Genomic DNA, 16,039 nt, shown 5'->3' on the forward strand with positions numbered 1-16,039 from the left:
TTTGCCGATTCACTACTAATTTTTCTTAGTTAAATACGACGGTCTTGTTACCCGCCACAATCACACGATTTTGCACATGCCAGTTTACAGCACGTGCTAATACGTTTCGCTCAATATTACGGCCGATAGCACGCAATTCTGTCACCCCTTGGCGATGCGTCACACGGTGTACGTCTTGCTCAATGATAGGCCCTTGATCAAGCTCGGCGGTGACATAGTGCGCAGTTGCGCCGATAAGCTTAACGCCTTTATCATAAGCTTGGCGATAAGGATCTGCACCCACAAACGCAGGCAAGAACGAATGATGAATATTAATCACTTGCATGGGCCACCGTTTGACGAAATCTGATGACAAAATCTGCATATAGCGCGCCAACACTAGTAAGTCGTTACCTGCCATCAGCTTATGGATTTGCTCTTCTGCGTCGGACTTATTGTCTTTGGTTACTGGTACATGATGAAAGCTAATACCAAAGTTTTCGACTGCTTGCTGTAAATCAGGATGGTTACTGACCACGCAAGTAATTTCGCAATCGAGCAGTCCACGCTGATGTCGCCATAATAGATCTAACAACGCATGATCAAACTTCGAGACCAAAATACCAACTTTAGTCTTCGTTGCGTTATTATGTAGACGCCAATCCATATCATGGCGCTTAGCAACAGTATGCGCAAAGCTGGCTTCAAAATTTTCAATAATATCGCTCAATCCTGCCAAGGCAAACTCTAAACGCATGAAATATTGACCGCCTTCATGCGCCGTTGAATACTGGTCAAGCGTAATAATATTAGCGCCATAACGATGGATGAACTCAGAGACTGCCTGTACGATACCGGCCTGATCTTTGCATTTGATGAGCAGTGTGGCTGTATCAATAGCGCTAGGTGTCTGTTTGCTTTGAGAAGCGATGGTCGATAATGAAACCGTTTTGGTGTTGTCTGACATAGTTCGCCCAATATAAAAAATGATGACTTATCGCTGAAAAATTGCTAACAGCATAGTAAACCCGTTATTTTAATCTTTTTTGCAATACTTTGCTGAGCGAGTTGGTTGTTTTTGGTTATTTAAGGTGATTTGGTTGTTTAGAAAGTTAATGCAAAAACCCCAACGTAGAGTTGGGGTTTTTTAGATATCACTATTCAGTATTTGCTAATATTATTCAACCTTTATAGTTCTGGCAAAACCTGCACCATTACTCACGACGCCCAACGTAGCCCCTAATTCAAATGCTCGGTTAAAGTCTACAATATAACTGTTATAACCTTGCGACTGTGTATCTGGAGCGATCCCATTGATCGATACTGCATAGCTTGGCTGATATGGTGACAGTATTACTTTCGTAGTATCTTTTTCAGCATCAATATTGACACTCAAGCTATTAACACAATTTGCATTACCTGGACCAAACGGACTAGCGTCTGCGATCCAAGGGCTGAATAAGGTATCACCGGCGATATTCAAGTCACCCTCCAAGTATGGTAGCGAGTAATTCAAGCTTTGAGTATTTTCACTACCATTTAAGAAAGTTGATGCATCGAACCTTACTTTTACCCAGTTTGAATAACGGATAGGATAACGAACTTGGAAATCAGCACGACCCTCTGCATCAGTGACAAAGGAATAGCCATCATCAGCAAATGTTCCACCAATAATAGCAACTGGATTGATCGTATCCAGCACGCCATTGTTATTTACATCATCATCATTATCTAAGATGTAGTTATATTCTGGACTATCTTCACTTGTAATCCAATTAGATTGTAACAATACGATAGACCTCTCAGAGAACGTTTTAGGTTCTGGCGTACTGATGTTGCCTTCTCCATCTACCGTATTGGCCCCTTGATATGAGGTATTGCTATCTAGTAGACATACGCGACCTTGTGCATATTCTACTGCATAAGACTTGATAGATACCTCTTTGTTGGCCACGGCCTGTCCTGAGCCATCCATAACCGATATCGAGCCACGAACTGTGTAGTAGATATCGTCAGAAGATATTTTATTAGCGAACGTCAATGTCGTATAAACAGCATCTTCTGACACGGTAATATTAGTGGACTTGCTACCAATATTATTAGGGTCTTTCAATAGTCGAGCGTTGAGTGTCACGCCATTAATTGGTGAGTTGGCATTTGCCAAATACACTACACGTGCTTGACCCTTACTATCAGTGATAGCAGTTGCAGCAGACAGTCTTCCTGCTGAAGAATCTGAAGCACGGCTAAAGACAACTATCTGTCCTTCTACAGGCACGTCGTTTTTGTCTTTAACGGTCGCAACAAGCTCAGTACTACTACCCGGCGTGATCACTGACCTTACCGCTTGGAACAGTACCTTAGCTGGCGTAGTAGCTCTAAAACGCGTATCCACGGTTGTTTGATACTTGAGCTGACCATTGCTCATCTCACCCAGTACTGTCGCCTGCAATACTGCTGTGCCAGCAAGTGAAGAATTAAATACGACTGGAACTGTAATAATATTACCTTGAATATTGGAAGCCGTTATCGCTTGAGTCGAGATGACATCATTGTTCGCAAACGTCCCAATCGTTGTTTCTACTTCTAAAAGCTTACCAATAAGTGCATTCGCTTCAGCTGCAGAGTTAGTGCGAACCTGTATATTAATATTCTGGGCAACATTGACATCGTAAGAGTCTTCAATATCGATGAAGCTAATACCTGCTTGCGATACTTTAACTAAATCAATACTACTGGTACTACGCTGCGTGGTCAGTTCTCGCTCACCCGTTGCTCTCACAAAGACACGTAAGTTACCATTGCTATCAAAGCTCAAATCACTTTCGTTGACAGTAAAGCTAGCTTTACCTTCTGCATCAGTGGTCGCGGTTGCATCACTAGCAATACGCTCACCCTCAGTATTAATGAGTTCTATATTAGCATTTGCAATTGCAAGTCCCGACCCATCAGTTAAAGTAGAAGACAGGGCGGTTGTAGCATTGTCTTTTAGATTTTTTTCAGATGCTGTCAGTGTGAGTGTTGTGCCAAGTGCAGATAAGCTTAGAGATTTTTGTTCACGCACCTCCATATTGACAGTACCGTTAGCATCATATTGCGGCGTAACAATTTTGGCATTAATCACGACACTATGATTGAGGCGAGCATTGATACTGTTAGCTGCTAACAATATACCTACATCAACCCGACCACTACTATCGCTTACCACTGTACTAGATGTAGTCAACGCGGCACCGCTTGACTCTAAGTTTTCGATACTTAACTGTACCGGTACACCAGTAAGAATACCACCCTGACTGTCTGTGACGATAAATGAGGCTTGAGTTTGATCGCCGCCCGTGGTCAAGGTTGGCTTATCAGAAGACGCTATTAACTGATAGCTATCGATCGTAGCGGTATCTACTGCAACGATATAGTTTTGCTCCAACTTGATATTTTCAGCAGTGGTCGTGGTCGCTGTTAATCGTATACCAGCCTCTAGCGTTGCTTGGTTAACGTTCGCCCCATCTTCAAGAGTTAGGTTAAAGGTAGCTACGCCATCACTGTTGGTAGTAGCAGTACCGTTCGAGATACTGACACCTGTTTTTATAGGATCATCAACGTTTAACGTAACTTGACGATTGGCAATAGCACCGCCTGTATTTTCTAAACGAACAAACACTTTGAAGGTATCACCTTTGGTATTGACGACTTTATTTGCACCAATAGTAAGACTTTCAGTCGTGCCAGTTGGCACAGTCGTACGGACAGTACTCGTCTGCGTCACAATATTTCCACTACTATCAGCTGCTGATAATGCTACAACAAAGCTTGTACCTAACGCGCTCTTTTGAACATCCGTCAAGTTATTTGGTACTGCTAAAGTAAACACCGCTTTGCCTGAATCATCAGTAGTTTGACTACCAGATACCAAGGTAACTCCTTTACTAGCAACAGAAGCTGGCAGTGCAAGAAAAACTTTTTGACCAGTAACTACATTACCTTTTTTGTCTTTTGCCACTACTTCAATCTGTGTATCACCACCATTTAAGTTTAAAGCATTTACTGGATTAGCGATTAGAGAAATGGCCGATGTCATCGATTGGACTTTAATTTTAACTTGCTGTTGTTCGCTAGTTAATGTTTCTTCCAAAGTAGCTGTCAATAGTTTTTTGCTAAGCGCTTCTTTTTGCTCATCACTTAAATTATTTGGAACTACAACGTTAAAGCTAACTAAACCATTGGTGTCTGTACTAGCAGTGATATTAGAAGATCCGATTTGACCGTTTACTATTAACAGACTTGCTAGTTCAGGATTATCAAATACGAATTTCACTGTTTGATTAGTGACTTGCTCACCAGATGACAGATTATTTAGCTGTGCTTGGATAGTGGCGGTACTACCCACATTGTTTAGGATATATCCTACTTGATTATCAATATTATTAGTGGCATTCAAGATACTTAAACTAACGCTAGGCGTAGTGATTTTTACTTTTTGTATTTCTGACTTATAAGAAACATTGTTTTCAGCATAAGTTAGCTGATAGTTGATACCAGTGTTCTTTAAATCTGCTTGTTGCGCCGCTGTCAAACCTTCAGGTACATCAATAGCAAAAAGCGCCTCACCATTGAAATCTGTTGTCGCTATAGTTTGAGTGGCTGTGACACCGTACTCTAATGCTTTTGCACCTAGCTGGATAGTAACCGCTTTGTTTCTGACCGGTTGAGCACTACTCGCTTTAGTGGTTAATTTCACACCGATGTTGCCGCTACCGCCCAACACACTAATTTCTGGAGTAGTGATAGAGGCGAACTGTATACTTGTTGCTGGCTGTTCAACCTTTACTGTTTGACTGATTTTGGATTGAGTACCATCTTCATCAGTCAGTACTGCAGTGTAAGCGATACCTGCTTTTATTAGTTGATCACGCTGTGCTTGTGTTAGGTTTTGGCTGATACGAACGGTAAACTCTGCCACGCCACTGCCGTTTGTGGTTTGTTCGTTACCTTGAATAGTAATACCTGTAGTAAATCCTTCGTTAATAATAAGCTTGACTGTACGGCCGACAGCAGCACTGCCATCTTTACGCTTACCTAAGATTTGTAATTTGAACTCTTCATCTAAGACACTTGCGACTGCAGGTACACTTTGCGCAGTCAATGTAATATCGCTTTGTCCGATGTCTGAACCAATACGAATCTTTTCGCTACTGACAGAGCTAGGTACTCCTGAAGATTCTATGATGCTTGCTGTTAAAACAAATGTTGTCGCCTTTTCTAACTGCAGTTTCTGATCTTCTGTCAAGTTGTTGGGCACTCGTACTGTATAGCTAACTTCACCTTTAGCATTGGTGGTTTGTTCTGAATTATTTTCTAAGGTTAGTAGACCTGCAGCAGCTAGGCTTTCTGGTAAACTTGCTATTACTTTTTGCCCTTCTACTACGCCACCGCGGCTATCATTGACACGGAAACTAACGACTGCACTACCACCTGAGCTAGATAACTCTTTCTTATTGCTTTCGTTGAAGTTAATTTTATATTCTGCAGTAGGTAGATAAACTGTGCTAGAAGCCGTCTTTGAGGTCGATGAACGATTAGGCTCAGTTAGCACAACCGTGTAACTAATGCCATCTTTGATAAGAGTGGTACGGTCAGCCTCGCTCACAGTAGTAGCAACATTCAAAGTTACTTTGGCTTGGCCTTGAGCATCTAAAGTCACTTTGTCAGCGCTTAAGCTCACTCCAGTCAATTCATTATTAATTTTGATGGTGGCCGTCGATCCATTAATAACTGTCGGTACTTTGGAATTTTTGGCAGCAGCTGTAATAGTGATAGTTTGGCTATCACCATAAGCACTAAGACGACTAGAGTTACCCGTCACTGTTAAAGCATAATCAGAAATAGGTAGCGCTGCTTTAAATTCACCATTTGTTTCTTTGGTAGCACCATTTTCTTCTGCAATGTTGATAGCATAAGCTATGGTTTTACCTACTAGCGTTGTACGATCAGCGACTGATAATTTATCATCAACTTGAATCGTAAAAGTAGCTAAACCGTTAGTATCAGTCACTGCCGTACTACCACCAACAATAGCAACCCCTTTAACGTTGGAAATACCCAATCCAACTTGTACATTTTGAACACGAGCACCCTTGCTATTTTTGGCAATCACACTGAGAGTTGCTGTATCACCATATACATTTAAGACGTTATTGGAGACCGAACTGGTAGTCAATGAAGTACTTATATCAAGCTCACTTTCAGCAACTTGAGTGCCATCTCCACTACCTTCTCTACTAACGGAGACTTTCAGCTCTTGCGGTGCAACAGCCGTCCCATCTGCTTTATTAGCAGTGGCCATTAAGGTAAAGCCATTTGTGATTAACGCATCTTTATCTGCGACTGCTTGCGGGTTAAGCTTTAACGTATATACCGCATTACCATCGCTATCAGTTACTTGAGTGCTTTGACCTTCAATAGTGATACCGTTGGTTTCAGAGCTTAATACCTTTAATGTAACTGATTTGCCAACCATCGCACCACCTGAGCCTACTTCGGCAGCTTTGACTGTAACATTAAAGACAGCCTGCTCATCAGATAACTCGATAATAGTAGGTGATGTACTGAGTTTCTGTAAGAAAAAGTCAGGTTCAACGTCTGGTACTTGTTCACCACCGTCATTACCACTATCATCCGTTCCTGGCTGCGTAACCCCCAGATCAGGCTCTGGCGCAATAGTATCGGTACCATCACCGCCTCCACCACAACCTGCTAATGCTAATGCGCAAGTCAAAGAAGTAAGCTGGAACAACTTAGAAGTAAAAGGTAAAGAGCTGTATGACATGTTTTGACTCCGCATGAGCAGTAATTTATCTGAGCAAATAAGCAAAAAATCATTATCCAGAATCAAAAGATATTGGTAATGATACATATATTTACAGTGATACTGTTATATTAACAAATTGTATTAAATTTATAACAGCAACTTTACTGGCTTTTGTCATAACTTACAACTAAAAATTAAACCTCACTATTAGACAATCAACAACATAGAGTGCTCATTTCAGGGTATAATAGTCCTCCTTTGATTCGGCAGTTATTGTAAAAGTATTTGAGTATTCATCTGTTTTATGGTATAAATGTCGGCTTTAAAATTTTCTGAATTGGTCAGCCTGTTATTTGCCTTTAGATAGCAGCAAAACCAACTCAACCTTCATATAGTTTTGTTTGGTGCAAAGCTGCCGCTTGCTGTGTCCATGCCGCAAAAACGTGCAACTTGCCCAGACTGGTATGAGAAAAACTCATACCTCATAGATTAGGAGTTCGCCATGTCTCGAGTTTGCCAAGTGACTGGAAAGCGCCCTATGGTGGGTAATAATGTTTCGCATGCAAACAACAAAACCCGTCGTCGCTTTCTACCAAACCTTCACAACCATCGTTTTTGGGTAGAGTCTGAAAACCGCTTTGTACGTCTACGTGTGTCTACCAAAGGTATGCGCATCATTGACAAACTTGGTATCGATAAAGTGTTAGCGGATCTACGCGCACAAGGTCAAAAAGTTTAAGTTAAGAATAGCAGCTGAGTGATGACTCTCATCACTTAACTGCTGTTTTGCTGCACTGGTTGTGGCAACTCATTCTTTAAGACACGTACCTATCGTTTGAAGACCCCTCATTTACAGGAAAGCTATCATGAGAGATAAAATTAAATTAGTATCGACAGCTGGTACTGGGTATTACTACACCACTACTAAAAACAAGCGCACTATGCCTGGCAAAATGGAAATCAAAAAGTTTGATCCAAAAGTACGCCAGCATGTGATCTTTAAAGAAGCTAAAATCAAATAACTGCCATCATTTGTAGAAGGCATTTTTATAAATACTTTCTATAAAGAAGTTATTTGAACAAAAAAAGGGTTTATCAACTGATAAACCCTTTTTTTATGTCTGTAGTTTGATATTGCTAAGCTATATATTCAACTACTCGCTTTAATTAGTGCTCAATAATAACCAAAGCTTAGCTGTAGTGTGTCGGCTCTTTATCATACACATGCGCATGCCACTTACTCATTTGCTTTTGCATAATGACTTGAATCGCAGCATGAATCATATGCTGACCAATGGCTTGAGTATCGCTACCAAGTAGCTCTTTTAGCTTGTCAGAAAAATCAATAGTCATCAGCGGTGCTTCATCTTGTTCAGCATCACGCAATAACAATCTACCATCATCTGCTTCCACTAGCTCTAACGTGGTTTCTTTGGCAAATCCTGCAAACTGATCGCTACTCTCGTTATCTACTTCTATCTCATTATCGATATCGTATGGCATTAATGTGTTCCTTATTATCCCGTTTAGTACTGGTAGAGAAACTAGTTATTGCAAAGCAGTCATTCCTTAAAAATAAACTCATTTGGCAAATCTATCGTCTTACAGTCACGCGGGTAAATCTGTCTTACTCATACAATGGACGCTTTAATACTAGAATTCAAGGGTTATCACATAAGTCTTCGCTATAAAAGCAAACTTGAATGCCATGCAGTGTGTATACATTAACGCCAATAACGCAGTTTGGCTAATGTAAATAAGAAGGCCACAAACATTCCAAGGTAATAAACGAGCTTTAGCTCAAGGCTAGGATCGCGATACTTAAATGGAAGTGCAATCGTGGCCGTTGCAGTAGGAAATATCAGCAGCATCAGCAGCCAGTTTTCAATGACATTTAACCAACCTTGTAAATCGGTTCCATGACGTAATGACGCTAGTCCCATTAGTAGGCAAGCGATAATTAAGCTGGTAAATAGGCCATTTGGTAAATCTTTAGGATAGATAACTTTAGCAATACTGGCTGGTACGATTCTCATATAAAATTCCAGTCATGCTTGTAGAACATGGCTTAATGATTAAAAAATATAAAATATTACGACGTTATATATAGGCGCGGAAAAGCCTTATATCTACAGCGAAACAACTTAACTATAAGTACCCATCAACCATAGCATCGATATACATGAGGTCAAATAGCCCAAACTAATCGCATTCCAACTCTCGATATGTAGTCCTTTGACTTTATTAAGTATGCGAGAGCCTAGCCAAAAAAACAACGGAATACCTAGCATAAACGTAGGCACAATCACTGCCGCGTGACGCAGTACTGTTTCAACGTCATCGCCCACCATCAGGCGAAAGCCATAACCTGCCAAACTAAGTACAAGTGCAAACATCGCTAAGCCAATCGTAATGCCTTTCGGTACCAAACTGCGCTGCGGTGTTTCACTTGTAAGTGGCTGCCTAGACTGCTGTTTCAACGCTTCATGAGAGTTTACTAGCTCTGAAGACTTTGTTGAACGGGTAGAATTGTTTGTGTCCATATTTCACCTTTACGTGACTGACCGTTATATAGATTCAATTTAAAAGAGATACAAGGCAACTGAGTGCAGATGTATACGTGATACTTCAAGCGAGGTTAACGCTGTAGCTCTTTTATCGAGAATTAACTATATAGTCATAAGTTATACAGCACATCTTAATATTATCATTGTATGGCTAATAGCATTTATCAGCTATACAAGACTTGCTAGCTGTTGTTGGCTAATAACAACTCTGCGCGCATCTCATCAATAGCCGTTTTATAATCTTCTTGATTAAAAATCGCAGAACCAGCAACGAACATATCAGCGCCTGCTTCAGCAATCGCACGTATATTACTGGCTTTGATACCACCATCAACTTCCAGTCGTATGTCACGACCACTAGTAATAATACGCTGACGTACCTGACGGACTTTATCTAGAGTACTATCGATAAATGACTGCCCACCATAGCCCGGGTTCACACTCATCAATAGAATCTGATCTACTTTATCCATAACATAATCAAGATAATGTAATGGCGTTGCTGGATTCAATACCAAACCGCACTCTGCACCGCCATCTTTGATTAGTTGAAGTGAGCGATCGATGTGAGCGCTGGCTTCTGGATGAAAGGTAATGATACTAGCGCCCGCCTCTAAAAACTGCTCAATCATACTATCGACAGGTGAAACCATCAGATGCACATCAATTGGCGCTTCAACACCATAGTCACGCAATGCCTTACAAATCATGCTACCAAACGTCAAATTGGGTACATAATGGTTATCCATTACATCAAAATGAATCACGTCGGCACCCGACTCTAGTACTTTCTCTACCTCTTCGCCCAACCGCGCAAAATCAGCTGAAAGTATCGACGGTGCAATAAGATAAGGCTTAGCAGGACTGTTCATAATTGAGCTACCTAATTTATGTTTATATAAGATATTGATAAATTAAAAATAAAATTCCAAGCGGCTCACATATACTGCGAGCCTTGTACATATTGATGTTGAATATTTATTGAGTTAACGTGGCTTATATTGGGTTTTGCAATAAGCACGGCCAACTTCGAAAGAGCGCTTTGCCTCATGCTTGGTAGCACGGTTGCTAACTCTTTGCCGCCATAAGCGAAAAGATGAAGGCTTTAGCTCTTGGCGCATGAGTTTAATAACCCCAGTCTCATCGAGACCATAGCTATGCTCTATCGCACCGAATGGCGTTCTATCTTCCCATGCCATCTCTATCACACGTGAGATTTGCGTCTCATCGAGCACTCTATCGCCTGCTTCGTTGACAGTTTTTGCAATCAACTCATCTGACTTAACTTGAGACGCTTCATTATTACTAGAGTTATTGGTACGTTGTTTGTTTTTTAGAGCAGCATCCATGTCAGCCTGCATAGTCGCTTTTGTAGAGCTCGTATCTGCTGACGTATTCTTTGAATTAGAAGCTGTCAAATCTTGATAACTTGCCATAAAAATCACCTTTTGAGCATGAATGGAGTAGCGAAAAATGTATCACGGTCGTCTATACAGCACTTTAGCTCATTTGAGCCATATGCCAATGATGTTCGATATGATCATTAATCACTGTTTGAATAAAATAATAGCTGTGGTCATGCCCCGCTTGGTAGCGTAATGTTAAGGGCTGTTTGGCTTTTGCACAAGCATCTTGTAGTTTAGAGGTTTGTAGCTGACCCTCTGCTAAGAAGTTATCAGCCGCGCCTTGATCAACCAAAATGCTCGAATACTGCTGGCCAACCTTTTCAATCACCTGTGAGGCGTCCGCTTGTGCCCATAGAGATTTATCATCACCGAAGTATTCTGTATAGGCGGCTTGCCCCCATGCAGACTCACTGGCCGCACACACGGGGGATAAAGCCGATACGCTGACAAACTTACTTGGGAACTTAAACCCTAGCAATAACGCGCCATGACCACCCATCGAATGCCCTGTGACACCGATGCTGTGGATAGGAAACTCTGAACGTAATAAGTCATATAGTTCATCAACGATGTAGCTTTGCATATTGAAATTGTCTGACCAAGGCGCTTGGGTCGCATCAACATAATAGCTTGCACCCTGACCAACAAAATAGCGATCGTCATTTGGTACATCGCTGTCTTCACTACTTCTAGGTGAAGTGTCAGGTGCAATAAGTATCATACCAAGCTCGCTACATTTTTGCTGAAAATGCGCTTTATGAGTGACATTATCAGCATTACATGTCAAACCCGATAGGTACAATATCGCAGGACAACGACGTCCAGCCAAAGCCTCATCAGGTAGATAAATACTAAACGTCATAGAGGTTTTGGTAGATGTCGACTCATGACTATAATAATGCTGCTCACCGTTGAAACAGCGATTCACACTTTTTTGGGTAAGCTGTTTGTTGTTCGACAAGCTATGACTATAGGAATTTTGCATGAGTGATATCCTTTTATTTAAAATAGAACCAATGACGATGTTTAATCAATACTAAATTATACTTTGTGTTTATTCAGCAGCTATCTCTACTTCGTCTACCGATAGATTAGTAGCGCTATCAGATAGAATATTAACCGTTGTAGAAGCCGCATTATTTGTAATACTAGCAACTGATGGGCGTGCCTTATCAAACAATACTTGCTCAAACGCAGGTAATGCCGTCTCCATCAAACTACCAATGACCATCTGCGGATCTGATGGCTCAAAGCCCATGGCGCTTTCACGCTCATTAACCCGTATACGGGCATCTTTAAAAGCCGACTCAAAACTGGTATTGCCTCGTAGACTTTCAGCAAAAAACGCTTGACCAAAATAGGTCATCTCAGCGGTATTAGTGCAGCCAAACGATGCTTTGTCAGCAGCGGAGGCAGTAATCACTACCGTGGTCGGCGATGCCAACTCGTCAATAAACGAGCCTGAGTAGCAGGCAGACACCACAACCACACGCCAGCGAATACCTGATGCATCTAGCGCCTCACGCAACCATGTGGCATCTAAATTATCCATCGCAAGCGGCGGGTTTGCCAATTGGACGATATCTTGGTTACCATGTGAAGACAACGTTAAAAACAACACATCTTCATCAGCATTCATTTTCTGACCGATTTTCTTTAGGCCGCGCAAAATGCTGGTCTTAGTGGCGATTGGCTCATCTAACCAGCTATAAGTGTTGTTAATTAATGATAGTGAATGGCCGCTAGTACCAAAGCGCACATCAAAAAGCTCACGTACTTTATTAATCTCAGAGCGAAAGACGTTTTGGTCAGAGAATCCTGCAACTCCCATGAAATACCAATCGGTTTTGCCATCGATACTCGGGTCTATACTATCCAATGCTTGCTGTAATAGACGTGGCTGCTGATACAATGCCGCCTCTTCTAGTACAGGTTCTACAGGTATTTGCTTAAAGATAGGCTGGTCTGCGACATTACGCTGCCAGATAGTCAGCAATGCTACTGCGCCAACCAATACAATAATTCGCTCCCACCATGGTATCCGCAGACGACGAGAAAAAATCCAAAGCAACGCTAGCGTCTGCCACAAGAACAATACTAAAAACAGTACTGGTAAGAACGAATAACTCCAATCAGGCAACCAACCATAGCTACCAGAAAACTGAACCAAACTCTGTAATAGGGCTGATAAGGTATCAGCAACTAACCACAGTACTACTGGTACAAATACTAATGCTTGGTTACTCGCTCGCCGAGCCAAAATGATACCACCAAGCAAAATAATCATCGGCCATATCAAATAACTGACCAATCCTTGCTCATTGAATATACTGCCACTTTCAGCAGCTAACCAAGAAAATAAGACATTACTACCAAGCGCCAATAGTGCGAATACAGCAAACTGTACAAAAGTAGGTTTAACCCAAGAAAAAGCCCGTGTTGAGCCTACTAGCATCCACAAGGTTGCAATAATATTGGCAGCGAAATTAAGCGAAAAACGCTGAAGCGAGACGGTTTTTAACGACGTAAGTGACAAAGACTTAGACCTCTAGCCAGTCGAGAAAAATAAAATGACTCAATGATAACTATCTTAATGTAACAGCCGCGTGGCACAATCAGTTGATGGTTTTTTGTGCAGCATGCAGACATCGATTTATATTGAATTCACGATGGAGTGATTATAGAAGATAAATAGCGCTGCTTGATATTTTAGCTCGCTAATCTATCGCGATTGTAACGGATTGTCAGTTAAGAGGATAAGGCTGATTTGTAAAATTCACTCAAACTTGGCTAAAATTCAAATAAAAAAGGAGGTCTCTTATATAAGACCTCCTTTTTTACTAGTTATTAAACATTATCTCATCAATAGCTCATTGATGCGTTTTAGGTAGGCGGCTGGGTCATCTAGCTGACCACCATCTGCCAATAATGCTTGGTCAAAAATAACTTGCGCCAGATCATCAAATTGCTCACTGCTCTCAAGCTTCTTGATAAGTGGATGCTCAGGGTTTACTTCTAGCGTTGGCATACTTGCTGGTACGTCCTGACCCATTTGCTGTAGCATCTGAATCATTTGTGGTGATAGCTCACCTTCACCAACAACCAAACACGCTGGACTATCAACTAAACGAGTAGATACTTTGACATCTTTAGCACGATCACCCAATGCAGTCTTTAGTTTATCGACAACAGGCTTGAGCGTTTCTTGAGCTTTTTCTGCTTCAGCTTTTTCTGCTTCATCTTGCAAGTCGCCTAAATCTACTGCACCCTTCGCGATGTTTTGCAGCGGTGTCTCATCGAATGAGGTTAAGAAATTCATTGCCCACTCATCAACACGACTGGTCATCAAGATAACTTCGATGCCTTTTTTCTTGAATAGCTCAAGTTGCGGGCTGTTTTTCGCAGCGGCTAGATTATCAGCGGTGAGGTAGTAGATAGCTTTTTGGCCATCTTTCATGCGGCCTTTATAGTCTTCAAAGCTCGTCACTAGACCGTCTTGCGTGCTGGTTGCATAACGCAATAGCTTAGCAATACGTTCCTGATTGCCTGTGTCTTCGCCTAGACCTTCTTTGATGACATCACCGAACTCTGCATAGAATTGGGCAAACTTCTCTTGCTTGTCACTGTCTTCGCTATTAGCAAGGCTTGCAAGCAGCGTCAAGATGCGGCGAGCGTTACCATCACGAATAGATTTCACATCACGTGACTCTTGTAGAAGCTCACGGCTCACGTTCAATGGCAAGTCTGCTGAATCAATCACACCTTTCACAAAGCGTAGGTACATTGGTAGTAGTTGCTCAGCTTCGTCCATAATAAAGACGCGCTTCACATAAAGCTTTAGTCCATGCTGCTGCTCACGAGTGTATAGATCGACTGGCGCTTTTTTAGGAATATATAGTAGCTGCGTGTACTGTACGCGGCCTTCTACACGGTTATGCGTCCAAGTAAGCGGCTCATCCATGTCATAAGAAATATTCTTATAAAAATCGACGTACTCATCATCTTCAATTTCAGAGCTTGAGCGAGTCCATAGTGCACTGGCTTTGTTGATTGTTTCCCACTCATCAGTGAGTACCATCTCGCCACCAGCAGGCGTGTCATCGTTTTCGTCTTCTTTTACATCTTCTTGCCAGATCTCTTTACGCATTTGAATCGGTAAGCTGATATGGTCAGAGTACTTATTAACCAAACGCTTGATTTTACTGCGATCTAAGTAGTTATCTTCGCCTTCAGAATACTCTTCTTTTAGATGCAAAGTAATCGCCGTACCGCGCGTGTCTTTGCTAATAGGCTCAACAGTGAAGCTACCTGTTCCATCTGATACCCAGCGCACACCCTTATCCTCAGGCTCGCCCGCTTTGCGTGATTCAACACTGATGGTATCAGCTACGATGAAACCTGAGTAAAAGCCAACACCGAACTGACCAATCAATTGACCATCTTGCTTTTGTGATTCAGACAATTTATCTAAAAATGCCTTGGTGCCTGATTTGGCAATCGTACCTAAGTTTTCGATCGCATCGGCTTCGTTCATACCGATACCGTTATCAGTAAAGGTAATGGTTTTGGCGGCCTCATCGACAGAGATGCGGATTTTTAATTCGCCATCATCTTCGTAAAGGCTATCGTCATTTGTACCTTCAAAACGCAGTTTATCACAAGCATCCGACGCGTTAGATACCAATTCGCGGACAAAAATGTCAGCGTTAGAATATAGTGAATGCGTGACCAAATGCAGTAACTGCGCCACTTCCGCTTCAAACGTATGTTTTTTTAATTCTGGGTTCAGACCTTCAGCTTGAGTTGCTTCACTCATAAAAACTCCTTTAAATTCTATGAAAGACCTATTATCAGATAACGATATGCTCACGAAAGCTGCTCTAATAATGTTAGAGAACCTGCCGTATGCAATACCGTTAAACTGTCTATACTAATAGGGGCAACGAAAAAAAATTCAAGCTCAAACGTCCTATTCAATAAAAAACACCGCACTTGTTTACCAAGGCGGTGTTCTAGTATCAATCATTTACCTAATTAATTATTTATTTGCTCAATTACTTTTGATATAACAATCAAAGTGCAAACAACAGCAACTATTCTGAATATGCTTCTATCAAAATATCCCAAATAGTTGTCAGTTTTTTTGAAAAATTAATGTGTGTTTTCATAATAGCCTCTAGCTCAGTCAGCATCGTCTTGTTAGATACTATTAGAACCGATTGCTATATATTTGTATAATTAATTGATCACAATATATCGTTTTATTTTTCAGAATATTA

At 41.4% G+C, this 16,039-nt stretch carries 12 protein-coding genes; 2 read left to right on the forward strand and 10 right to left on the reverse strand.

Going from position 1 to position 16,039, the window contains the following annotated elements:
- Window positions 1-25 precede the first annotated feature (25 nt).
- Together purU and ACT3QQ_RS00145 are read right to left on the reverse strand one after the other, a co-directional pair.
- The gene (gene purU / locus ACT3QQ_RS00140) at window positions 26-946 is read right to left on the reverse strand and encodes a formyltetrahydrofolate deformylase (RefSeq protein ID WP_444526410.1); all 921 of its coding nucleotides are present in this window, start codon (window positions 944-946) and stop codon (window positions 26-28) included.
- 210 nt (window positions 947-1,156) lie between these two features.
- A complete protein-coding gene (locus ACT3QQ_RS00145) occupies window positions 1,157-6,805 on the reverse strand; it encodes a hypothetical protein (protein ID WP_444526411.1) in 5,649 nt (1,882 codons plus the stop codon).
- Window positions 6,806-7,289: 484 nt separating this feature from the next.
- On the opposite strand from ACT3QQ_RS00145, the gene rpmB reads away from it, so the two are divergent.
- Both rpmB and rpmG read left to right on the forward strand, forming a co-directional pair.
- The gene (rpmB, locus tag ACT3QQ_RS00150; RefSeq protein WP_057761372.1) at window positions 7,290-7,526 is read left to right on the forward strand and encodes a 50S ribosomal protein L28; all 237 of its coding nucleotides are present in this window, start codon (window positions 7,290-7,292) and stop codon (window positions 7,524-7,526) included.
- Window positions 7,527-7,653: 127 nt separating this feature from the next.
- Entirely contained in the window at window positions 7,654-7,809 is a 156-nt protein-coding gene (gene rpmG / locus ACT3QQ_RS00155) for a 50S ribosomal protein L33 (RefSeq protein WP_010201403.1), read from the forward strand.
- A gap of 169 nt (window positions 7,810-7,978) precedes the next feature.
- Here rpmG and ACT3QQ_RS00160 read toward each other — a convergent pair whose 3' ends face one another.
- The 8 genes from ACT3QQ_RS00160 to htpG all read right to left on the reverse strand — a co-directional run bounded on the left by ACT3QQ_RS00160 (window position 7,979) and on the right by htpG (window position 15,576).
- Entirely contained in the window at window positions 7,979-8,290 is a 312-nt protein-coding gene (locus tag ACT3QQ_RS00160) for a hypothetical protein (protein ID WP_444526412.1), read from the reverse strand.
- Between the two features lie 221 nt (window positions 8,291-8,511).
- Window positions 8,512-8,823: a hypothetical protein gene (locus ACT3QQ_RS00165; RefSeq protein ID WP_444526413.1), complete on the reverse strand. Its 312-nt coding sequence runs from the start codon at window positions 8,821-8,823 to the stop codon at window positions 8,512-8,514.
- A gap of 108 nt (window positions 8,824-8,931) precedes the next feature.
- On the reverse strand, window positions 8,932-9,330 hold the full coding sequence (locus tag ACT3QQ_RS00170; RefSeq protein WP_444526414.1) for a hypothetical protein: 399 nt from the start codon (window positions 9,328-9,330) through the stop codon (window positions 8,932-8,934).
- 206 nt (window positions 9,331-9,536) lie between these two features.
- Window positions 9,537-10,226, reverse strand: coding sequence for a ribulose-phosphate 3-epimerase (gene rpe / locus ACT3QQ_RS00175; protein WP_101205795.1), 690 nt, complete (start codon window positions 10,224-10,226; stop codon window positions 9,537-9,539).
- Window positions 10,227-10,340: 114 nt separating this feature from the next.
- The gene (locus ACT3QQ_RS00180; protein ID WP_444526564.1) at window positions 10,341-10,589 is read right to left on the reverse strand and encodes a TIGR03643 family protein; all 249 of its coding nucleotides are present in this window, start codon (window positions 10,587-10,589) and stop codon (window positions 10,341-10,343) included.
- 265 nt (window positions 10,590-10,854) lie between these two features.
- On the reverse strand, window positions 10,855-11,745 hold the full coding sequence (fghA, locus tag ACT3QQ_RS00185) for an S-formylglutathione hydrolase (protein ID WP_444526415.1): 891 nt from the start codon (window positions 11,743-11,745) through the stop codon (window positions 10,855-10,857).
- Between the two features lie 69 nt (window positions 11,746-11,814).
- On the reverse strand, window positions 11,815-13,296 hold the full coding sequence (locus ACT3QQ_RS00190; RefSeq protein ID WP_444526416.1) for a C13 family peptidase: 1,482 nt from the start codon (window positions 13,294-13,296) through the stop codon (window positions 11,815-11,817).
- Window positions 13,297-13,614: 318 nt separating this feature from the next.
- Window positions 13,615-15,576 carry a molecular chaperone HtpG gene (htpG, locus tag ACT3QQ_RS00195; protein ID WP_444526417.1) on the reverse strand — a complete coding sequence of 654 codons (1,962 nt, stop codon included), beginning with the start codon at window positions 15,574-15,576 and terminating at the stop codon, window positions 13,615-13,617.
- Window positions 15,577-16,039: the final 463 nt, after the last annotated feature.

Source organism: Psychrobacter sp. AOP7-A1-24, from assembly GCF_052376235.1.
Classification (GTDB): domain Bacteria; phylum Pseudomonadota; class Gammaproteobacteria; order Pseudomonadales; family Moraxellaceae; genus Psychrobacter.

What these genes read in the sequence shown, in the direction of transcription:
- fghA (WP_444526415.1), bottom strand. Translation starts at nt 11,745, where the DNA reads ATGCAAAATTCCTATAGTCATAGCTTGTCGAACAACAAACAGCTTACC.
- ACT3QQ_RS00160 (WP_444526412.1), bottom strand. Translation starts at nt 8,290, where the DNA reads ATGCCATACGATATCGATAATGAGATAGAAGTAGATAACGAGAGTAGC.
- purU (WP_444526410.1), bottom strand. Translation starts at nt 946, where the DNA reads ATGTCAGACAACACCAAAACGGTTTCATTATCGACCATCGCTTCTCAA.
- rpmG (WP_010201403.1), top strand. Translation starts at nt 7,654, where the DNA reads ATGAGAGATAAAATTAAATTAGTATCGACAGCTGGTACTGGGTATTAC.
- ACT3QQ_RS00165 (WP_444526413.1), bottom strand. Translation starts at nt 8,823, where the DNA reads ATGAGAATCGTACCAGCCAGTATTGCTAAAGTTATCTATCCTAAAGAT.
- ACT3QQ_RS00145 (WP_444526411.1), bottom strand. Translation starts at nt 6,805, where the DNA reads ATGTCATACAGCTCTTTACCTTTTACTTCTAAGTTGTTCCAGCTTACT.
- ACT3QQ_RS00170 (WP_444526414.1), bottom strand. Translation starts at nt 9,330, where the DNA reads ATGGACACAAACAATTCTACCCGTTCAACAAAGTCTTCAGAGCTAGTA.
- rpmB (WP_057761372.1), top strand. Translation starts at nt 7,290, where the DNA reads ATGTCTCGAGTTTGCCAAGTGACTGGAAAGCGCCCTATGGTGGGTAAT.
- rpe (WP_101205795.1), bottom strand. Translation starts at nt 10,226, where the DNA reads ATGAACAGTCCTGCTAAGCCTTATCTTATTGCACCGTCGATACTTTCA.
- htpG (WP_444526417.1), bottom strand. Translation starts at nt 15,576, where the DNA reads ATGAGTGAAGCAACTCAAGCTGAAGGTCTGAACCCAGAATTAAAAAAA.